11 protein-coding genes are annotated in these 7,445 nt (G+C 54.6%); all 11 read left to right on the top strand.

Features of this window, described 5'->3' with window-relative positions; genetic code table 11:
• Nucleotides 1–297: hypothetical protein (locus ACOYNV_RS24315; protein ID WP_422902395.1), on the top strand; the 297-nt coding region annotated here is incomplete at its 5' end.
• 952 nt (nt 298–1,249) lie between these two features.
• Nucleotides 1,250–1,525 (top strand): hypothetical protein, encoded by a 276-nt coding sequence (locus ACOYNV_RS24310; protein WP_422902394.1) that lies wholly within the window; start codon nt 1,250–1,252, stop codon nt 1,523–1,525.
• Nucleotides 1,522–2,031, top strand: a complete 510-nt coding sequence (locus tag ACOYNV_RS24305; protein ID WP_422902393.1) for a hypothetical protein — start codon at nt 1,522–1,524, stop codon at nt 2,029–2,031. The genes ACOYNV_RS24310 and ACOYNV_RS24305 overlap by 4 nt, the downstream gene beginning before the upstream one ends.
• A gap of 146 nt (nt 2,032–2,177) precedes the next feature.
• Nucleotides 2,178–4,388 carry an AAA family ATPase gene (locus ACOYNV_RS24300; RefSeq protein ID WP_422902392.1) on the top strand — a complete coding sequence of 737 codons (2,211 nt, stop codon included), beginning with the start codon at nt 2,178–2,180 and terminating at the stop codon, nt 4,386–4,388.
• Nucleotides 4,385–4,687, top strand: coding sequence for a hypothetical protein (locus ACOYNV_RS24295; protein ID WP_422902391.1), 303 nt, complete (start codon nt 4,385–4,387; stop codon nt 4,685–4,687). Before ACOYNV_RS24300 ends, ACOYNV_RS24295 begins: the two co-directional genes overlap by 4 nt.
• 798 nt (nt 4,688–5,485) lie before the next feature.
• The gene (locus ACOYNV_RS24290; RefSeq protein WP_422902390.1) at nt 5,486–6,196 is read left to right on the top strand and encodes a hypothetical protein; all 711 of its coding nucleotides are present in this window, start codon (nt 5,486–5,488) and stop codon (nt 6,194–6,196) included.
• Nucleotides 6,193–6,441 (top strand): hypothetical protein, encoded by a 249-nt coding sequence (locus ACOYNV_RS24285; protein WP_422902389.1) that lies wholly within the window; start codon nt 6,193–6,195, stop codon nt 6,439–6,441. The genes ACOYNV_RS24290 and ACOYNV_RS24285 overlap by 4 nt, the downstream gene beginning before the upstream one ends.
• 3 nt (nt 6,442–6,444) lie before the next feature.
• Nucleotides 6,445–6,657, top strand: coding sequence for a hypothetical protein (locus ACOYNV_RS24280; protein ID WP_422902388.1), 213 nt, complete (start codon nt 6,445–6,447; stop codon nt 6,655–6,657).
• On the top strand, nt 6,654–6,833 hold the full coding sequence (locus ACOYNV_RS24275; protein ID WP_422902387.1) for a hypothetical protein: 180 nt from the start codon (nt 6,654–6,656) through the stop codon (nt 6,831–6,833). Before ACOYNV_RS24280 ends, ACOYNV_RS24275 begins: the two co-directional genes overlap by 4 nt.
• Nucleotides 6,830–7,252 (top strand): DUF5681 domain-containing protein, encoded by a 423-nt coding sequence (locus ACOYNV_RS24270; RefSeq protein ID WP_422902386.1) that lies wholly within the window; start codon nt 6,830–6,832, stop codon nt 7,250–7,252. The genes ACOYNV_RS24275 and ACOYNV_RS24270 overlap by 4 nt, the downstream gene beginning before the upstream one ends.
• On the top strand, nt 7,239–7,430 hold the full coding sequence (locus tag ACOYNV_RS24265; RefSeq protein ID WP_422902385.1) for a hypothetical protein: 192 nt from the start codon (nt 7,239–7,241) through the stop codon (nt 7,428–7,430). The genes ACOYNV_RS24270 and ACOYNV_RS24265 overlap by 14 nt, the downstream gene beginning before the upstream one ends.
• The last annotated feature ends 15 nt before the right edge of the window (nt 7,431–7,445 follow it).

Below are 7,445 nucleotides of genomic sequence, written 5' to 3'. Positions count from 1 at the left end.
TCGGCACCGTCAACGGCACCATTACCGGGGAAACGTGGTGACGCTGCTAAAAGTGACGCAAGGCGTATCGGCGACGCAGGGGAAGTAATTGTTTATCTGCAATCGCAATCTTTCCACATGGAAACATTGCTCGACCCCGAGACAAACCGCACATTGCACCTCTGCGAAATCAAGCAAGCCCGCCACCAAAAAGGGGTAGGCTGGCCTGAATCACTTCGCTGGTGCAATTGCCCCTGCCAGCGTCAACAAGGGCACCACGGGCTGATTCATAACGTAACGTACCAGATACGTTATTAAATAGGTGTCAGCGTTACGCGGTAACACGCTATGCACTTGTCGGCACTGTAAGAAAACCTGCCAACTGCTGCACTTTTAGCAGTGGACAACTTGAATTCTATGGTTTTGATAGCAAACTATTCACTGTTTAAGCCAAACCCTACTTAACATAATGATGATTGTATAAAGTCGAGTATTGCAGTCAACTATACATTTATTCGCCTAAGTCCTTGATTCAAAAGATAAACCGTACTTTATTTTGATGCAAAACTGGATTTTGGCAGGTTGTCAGCTTTCAAAGTCCTGATTCAATAGCAACTGCTGGCCGGGCGAAAGCTCGCCGCACCATCAGCAAACACCGGCCAGAACTGGCTGATCTGAGCGCAGTTTGATTTTTACCGGCCTCGCCATTGCGCCGGTTTTAAGCAATGGCTGGCATAGCAACGCGCATCAACAAATCAACCAGCACGGTTAGAAAAATCTTGACTGAGCTGTTTCCTAGGGGGGTGTTGGCCTGAGTAAAAACACAGTACTGGGATCGATATAGCCACCGTAGCCGCTAAAAGGCCGCGCTGGGTTTATACAATGCTGTCAATTGCTGATTACAGCAAATGCAGATCGTTCTTTGCACCCAGAATCGAAAAAGGCCACCTTACCAGGGTAGCCTTTTTCTGGGGAATCTTGTTAGAACCCCATGTTGTTTCTTCACAAGAACATGGGTAGTTTATCAAAAGCCAAAAGGATAGCGAATCCTTTTCGATTGGATACCCATGGAAAACCTCAAAAGTCCAGTTCTGGACACACCCCCCCAATTCGTGACTTATCGCGAGGCTGCGGCCATTCTCCGTATGGGAGAAGTCGCGTTTCGCAAAAAAAGCAAAGACGGGCAAGTACCTGCCGGTTTCAAAGTGTCAGAGCGAAAAACATTGTGGTCTCGCGCTGAGTTGATCGCTTTTGTTGCGAGCCGTTAATCATGGCCGCACCAGACTACATGCCCGCCGGGGCAGGCACCGGCACGCCTAGATTCAGCAGCGACACCAGCAAGCCACACCCTTACCGGGTAAGACCGCACCAGCCAGCGGCAAGCAATGCAACTGCAAACCTGATCGCCAGTTTTGAGATGGCAGGGCACCGCGTCATCCGTGGCGCTGGTGACACTTTCACCGTTTGCAAGTTCGGGCAGTCGCGTTACTGCAAAGACCATTCGGAGCTGGTGGAGTTCGCAGTCAAGACGGGGGTGAAGTTGTGAGCAACCCATTCAACCAAGCACCCGGATACCAAATCGGCGAGCAATTGGCCGTCAATGTGCTGGGTGCCAGCAGCGCCCGTGAAGCCGCGCAAGCTATACGCCGGGCATTGTTGGAGCTTCGCAAACTTGACCACCCGAAACAATCGGCGACCGGGTTTGTCAACGCACTGACCGCCATATTTACCGATGGCCAAACACCAAGCGAAACCGCGATATGCAATGGGCCGTCAAACATTGAGCGCGAATCTGAGCACGATGGCATTCATTGCCCGGTATGCGCTGAATCAGCAATCATTCTGAATATTGAGCGCAACCATTTTGCAGTCTGCTATGAATGTGGGATTTATTTTATCTTTGGATCCAACCTGTTTAGTGCCTGGCGCGATGAATCGCCCGAGGTTTGGGAGGAAAACAGAAAGGCCTTGTCAGGGATGACACAGTACATATTCAAGCCAATCGCGCCGCCGCCTGTGTCATCCAGTGACGATGACGGCATCCTGTTTTGATAGGTGCCAGCAATGACCACCAAATCAAGAGCAGCCACCAGCAAGCCACCGCGCAGAAACGAGCGCCGACAGCAGCGTGACAGAAAGCGCAATCCGTACCGGGTGGAGGTTCAGACCATCATGGTGCGTATGGGGGTAAAAAAATAATGAGTAAAGACCTTGATCGCGCAGTCAGTGCGCTGCAAAGTTTGGATCCAAATTGTGATCGTGATGCCTGGGTGAAGCGGGGCATGGCCTATCACGCAGCCGGGGGCGACTTCGACACGTTCGACCAATGGAGCGCCGGGGCTGACAACTACACCGCCGCCGGTGCCCGTGATGCCTGGCGTTCGTTTAAGGACACGCAAGGGGGTGTTACTGCTGGTGCGCTTTTCGGCATGGCGCGTGATGCCGGATGGACTGAAGGCACCGACCGCAAACCCGCGCCAAAGAAGGCTACACGGGCCGCAGAGCCACCACGCAAGCCTATGCCTGGTAACAGTGCGCCAGAGGTATGGAATCGCCTGGTGCCCGTTCTGGTGCACCAGTACAAGGCAACAAAAGGCGCAACCGGAGCGCCCAATGAGAATTTGCGCATGGTGCCCACTGACAGCACATTGACCATTGCGATGCAGAGCCTGGCCGGTGCTTTGGCAGTGCCAGCTTATGCGCCGGATGGCACGATGCAGAGCATTCAATTCATACCAGCACCCGGCAAAGGTAAGAAGCTGAATCTGCCCGGTGCGTCAATGTCTGGCGCATGGCACACCGTTGGCGAGATCAAACCCAGCGAGCCGGTTTACCTGTGCGAGGGTATCGGCACCGCCTGGGCCGTGTGGATGGCTACAGGGGCCGCTGCTGTCGTTTGTTTCGGCTGGGGCAATGTGGCCAAGGTGGCAACTGCTTTGCGCCAGAGTGATGCAGATGCCCGGCTGGTTATCTGCCCGGATGTTGGCAAAGAATCCGCCGCCGACAAGATCGCCGCTGAAGTTGGGGCCGGTGTGGCCAAGATGCCTGATGGATGGCCGGATAACTCAGATTTGAATGATCTATTTATGTCACCTGATGGTGGTTTTGATGCGGTTCAGCAAGTGCTGGAATCGGCCAGCGAGCCACCAAAGCCCGAGCCACTGCTGAAGCCGGTATCGGTGTTTGACCTATTCACCAATCCAAGCCCGCCGCCCGCGTTCGTTTGGGATGGCTATTTACCCGTTGGTGAAGTGTCGCTGTACGGGGCGCATGGTGGCACCGGAAAATCGACCGTGGCCCTGATGCTGGCAGTCTGCGCCGCACTGGGACGGCCATTGTTCGGAGTCGATACCGATCCATGCAAAGTGCTGTTTGTGAGCCTGGAGGACAGTGTTCGCATTGTTCGGAACCGGCTTGCAAGTATCTGCCGGGCATGGCTGATTGACCCGGAGCAGTTGCGTGACCGGCTGACCGTTGTCGATGGCACGGAAAACCCGGAGTTGTTCAGTACGGATGACCGCAAAGCCGGGGACGTGACAAGTTCGTTCGTGGAGATGCGCAACCGGGTACAGGCCGAGGGCTTTGGCCTGGTGTTGATCGACAACGCCAGCGACGCATTCAGTGGTGACGAAATTGTGAGGCGACAAGTCCGGGCCTTCATTCGTTCGCTCAAACTGATGGCGCAATCGGCAAACTGCGCCGTGGTGCTGCTGGCGCATATCAACGCCGTGAGCGCAAGGGCGAAAAAGTCCGAGTCGGGGCAGGATTTTTCTGGTTCTACCGCATGGCACAACAGCGTAAGAAGCCGGTTATTCATGAGCCGGGATGATGCTGGACTGATTACGCTGGAGCACCAGAAAAGCAACCTGGGCAAGTTGCGAGAGCCGTTGACGCTTGAATGGGTAGATGGCGGGTTCCCGCAAGTTATCGGACAAGCTGGTTTTGATGGAACGCGACAGCAAGGCCGGGGTGATGATGACCGGGCTATTTCGTTACTGAAACTTATCGCAGAGTTTGAAGGCCGGGGGCAGTATTGCAGTCCATCCAACAATGCCAGAAACCAAGTCTTTGCTGTGCTGAAAAGTGAACCGGCTTTTCTCAGTCTCAAATTGAACAGCGATGCGACCAAACGGGTTATCACTCAGTGCCAGCGGGCCGGATGGATAGCGCCGCTCGATTACAGATCGGCACACACAAACAAAAACTGTCAACGATGGACGGTTACGACTGATGGCAAAAACTTTGCTGGACTGTATGCACCAACAGCACCCAGTGCACCCAGTGCCCATAAAAGCACAGTGGGTGCAGTGGGTGGAGTGGGTGCGCACCCAGTGCACCCAGTCCCAGTGGGGGGTGTGGGGGGAATAGCGCACCCACAAAACAGCGCAAAAACCGGGGAGTCGGCATGAATGCGACAAACACAATGCTGCTTTGGAATCCGGTTTCTGGTGACGTGTTTTTGAAGCCGTGGCCTGAACGTGACCACCAGCACAAAGGCTACAGATCAGGTTTGGCGTGCTATTTACAGGTTCGCAATGGCACTTTTGAGCAGCGCAAGACGTTTATCCTGATCGAGGCCATGCACCTTATCGTGCGCGACGGTATCGACCCGCAAAAGCTGCACACCGTTCTACTGGGGCTGGAGGAATACCGCGATTCATGCTCGGACGATATGCCGGGCATTGCCAAATGGAGGCGGTATGAGTGACTTCAAACCCCACGTCGCACTGTGTCCAATATGCCATGAGCCATTTTTCAAAGACGAAGTTTGGAAGTTGACGTGCTTGCCGTGCTACCTGGCAAAAACGCCGCGCCGGGCGAAAACGCCACGGGCTGAAGCCCGCATAGTGGTGGTAACTGAGCCGATAGAGCCGTCAATGCTCAAACGGCTGATTCAGCTTTGCCACCCGGACCGCCACGGCAACAGCGAAGCCGCAACCCTTGCAACGCAATGGCTACTGAAGTTGCGCCAGCAATGACGGGTGAATCGGCACAAAGCCTGTTACTGAGTAACGCGATAAACCGTATAAACTGTTTATACGGTTTATCATTACCCGGTAATTGCAGGCACTTTTCTGACAGCAGTTTTACCGGCAAAAGTGGGCCGGGTGTAGTCGCAATGCGCAAAACCGGCCAGAGATAATTACAGTTATCTTAGGTCTATGCGTTGAATCGAGTAAAAACGTATCAACAATGTGAGCATGAAAACTTACAAAGCCTGATTCAAAACCGTTGAAACTGTCTCAATTCATGCCACGAATTGAGACGCTGTATCCCGACACTGATATTTTTTACAGGCAACCCCATGCAAAGCAAATACGCAAACCACGCGACAAAAGACCTTCACAGCAACCTGAGCTACGAGATTTTTCAGAATGGCACCGAGCTGATTTACCTCGGTGCATGGCCGTTCACTGGACAGGCCCAGTACGCCTACGATGGCACTGACGCGATTCAGGCCAGCGATAACCGCCGTGCCACTGGCTTGGTGGCATCCGCGCCGTCCGTGCTGGCTGACGTTTTCAAGAATGCGCGAGCTAACAACTTGTTCATGTTGGGCGAGCAAAAGCGCCTGGCAGGACTAGGCTACACGCAGAAGGCATTGATTGACGCAATCAAGCAAAAAGTCAACTTCGCTTTTAGCGAGCTTGACACCCTGGCGCAAAACGTCATGGCTGAAAAAGACCGGGCTGCCGCGCTGGTGCTGCTGACACAGACGACATTCAAAAAGTCATCCGAGAGCGAAGCGCAACAAATCGCCTTTGATTTGGCCGTCATCGCCAAGTTGGGCATCCTGTCACCAGCGGAGCGCGGTTCATTGAGTCAAGGTGACTTGATGCCACGCCTGGACAGTGACCGCCTTCAAGCCGCCTTGAGTCGTGTCCCTGCTGAAATTCATGGCCTGCCCGCCGACCAAGTGGACTTGATGCGTACCATTTACGCCGCAAAGACATGGCCGCGAAGCACCCACGCCACCGGGCTTGTTGGTGATATGGTGGCAGCAGCAGCCCGAGCTATCACATCCGCCGTGGTGACGCTGGAGAAGTTATCCGGTACGCCTGATGGCAGCCTGTTCAATAAACTTTCTGGTGGCAAGTTCTTTGCTGAATTCCGTGGCGGGATCGCAATGACTGATTCAGATTTTCAAGCCGCAAAGATGGCGCAACGATTCACACAGGGTATGCCGCAAGCCATTATCGGCGACACCTTCGCATGAACGCACTCGCTGGTGCCATTGCCACCCTGCCCATGCCAGACGCAACACGCGAGCGTTTAACCGCCTTGCTGGGCACGTTTGCGACTCCGACAGCAAAGCAGGCGCGCGCGGCTGGTATTGACATTGACATTCAGCGGTATCAAGCCGCTGGATACCGTCGGAGCGATATGGTGCAGCGCATTGCAACCAGTTACGCATGTAGTCGGGTAACGGCTTATCGGCACGTCAAGCGCATTACCGGGTAATCCATGCTGCTGCACAAAACATTTACCGATGGCATGGCTGGCGAGATTGAAAACCTGCCATTGAATGAAACCATGTTTCGCTCCGTTCACCCTGGGGCATACGTTGACTTTGCGCCGGGTTATGGACTGCGGGCCGGGTTCAGGTTTTACCGATGCAACACCGGCAAATTGCTGGCAGTGCGGTTCTGGTGCCCAGACATCAAGGATTCAAAATGAGCATTCAAACCATGAGCGCCAGACTGGACAAGCTGGCCCCCGCAACACCTGGGCACAAAATCACCGGCTTTCGCGTCATTGCAGACGGACAACCCCGCACGGGCCGCACAGTCTGGCAGGGCAAAGGCTTTCGCCTTGTCGCGCCTGATTCAGCACCGCAGAAAGCAGAATCATGACAGCCTCCAAACCACCCGGCAAGCAGTGGGCGAAGGGCACCAGTGGCAACCCCAAGGGCCGCACACCCGGCCAGTCACCGATAACCAAACTGCGCGAGGCTATCGGCAAGCGAGCGCCCGAGGTGTTGGAGCGCATGATTGAATTGGCTATGGATGGTGACGTGCAAGCCGGTAAGCTGATTTTGGAGCGGTATCTACCATCCCTGAAACCTTCAGAGTTGGCGCAGTCCATCCCTATGCCCGACGGGACACTGACAGAGCAGGCTAAATCAGTGCTGGCTGCTGTCGCGGCTGGCAAGCTGGCACCTGGCACGGGCACCGCGCTACTGTCGGCCATTGCTGGCCTGGCGCGTGTGGCTGAAGTTGACGAATTGACAAAGCGCGTTGAGGCACTGGAGGTACAGCATGGCGGCACTTGACACACGGCTGAGGGCTATCGAGGAAAAGTTGCAGCCTGAAACATTCGAGATTGTGAGATTGGGAGCCGATGGTGTGGCGCGTGACAGCAACGGCAAACCACTTGCACCGGGCCGGGAGAATGGCTGCAGTGTGATAACCATTGTCCGCAGTTATGGGGTGAAGCATGGCAACACTTGAAAATCGGCTGAAGGC

The sequence above is a fragment of the Propionivibrio sp. genome (assembly GCF_049316945.1).
GTDB lineage: Bacteria > Pseudomonadota > Gammaproteobacteria > Burkholderiales > Rhodocyclaceae > Propionivibrio.
Note: the sequence above shows the minus strand (reverse complement) of the source record. Positions and strands in the feature narration are given on the sequence as shown.

Bases quoted from the DNA above. Each gene is read 5' to 3' on its own strand.
- ACOYNV_RS24300 (WP_422902392.1), top strand. From the start codon at position 2,178: ATGAGTAAAGACCTTGATCGCGCAGTCAGTGCGCTGCAAAGTTTGGAT.
- ACOYNV_RS24270 (WP_422902386.1), top strand. From the start codon at position 6,830: ATGACAGCCTCCAAACCACCCGGCAAGCAGTGGGCGAAGGGCACCAGT.
- ACOYNV_RS24295 (WP_422902391.1), top strand. From the start codon at position 4,385: ATGAATGCGACAAACACAATGCTGCTTTGGAATCCGGTTTCTGGTGAC.
- ACOYNV_RS24275 (WP_422902387.1), top strand. From the start codon at position 6,654: ATGAGCATTCAAACCATGAGCGCCAGACTGGACAAGCTGGCCCCCGCA.
- ACOYNV_RS24280 (WP_422902388.1), top strand. From the start codon at position 6,445: ATGCTGCTGCACAAAACATTTACCGATGGCATGGCTGGCGAGATTGAA.
- ACOYNV_RS24310 (WP_422902394.1), top strand. From the start codon at position 1,250: ATGGCCGCACCAGACTACATGCCCGCCGGGGCAGGCACCGGCACGCCT.
- ACOYNV_RS24265 (WP_422902385.1), top strand. From the start codon at position 7,239: ATGGCGGCACTTGACACACGGCTGAGGGCTATCGAGGAAAAGTTGCAG.
- ACOYNV_RS24285 (WP_422902389.1), top strand. From the start codon at position 6,193: ATGAACGCACTCGCTGGTGCCATTGCCACCCTGCCCATGCCAGACGCA.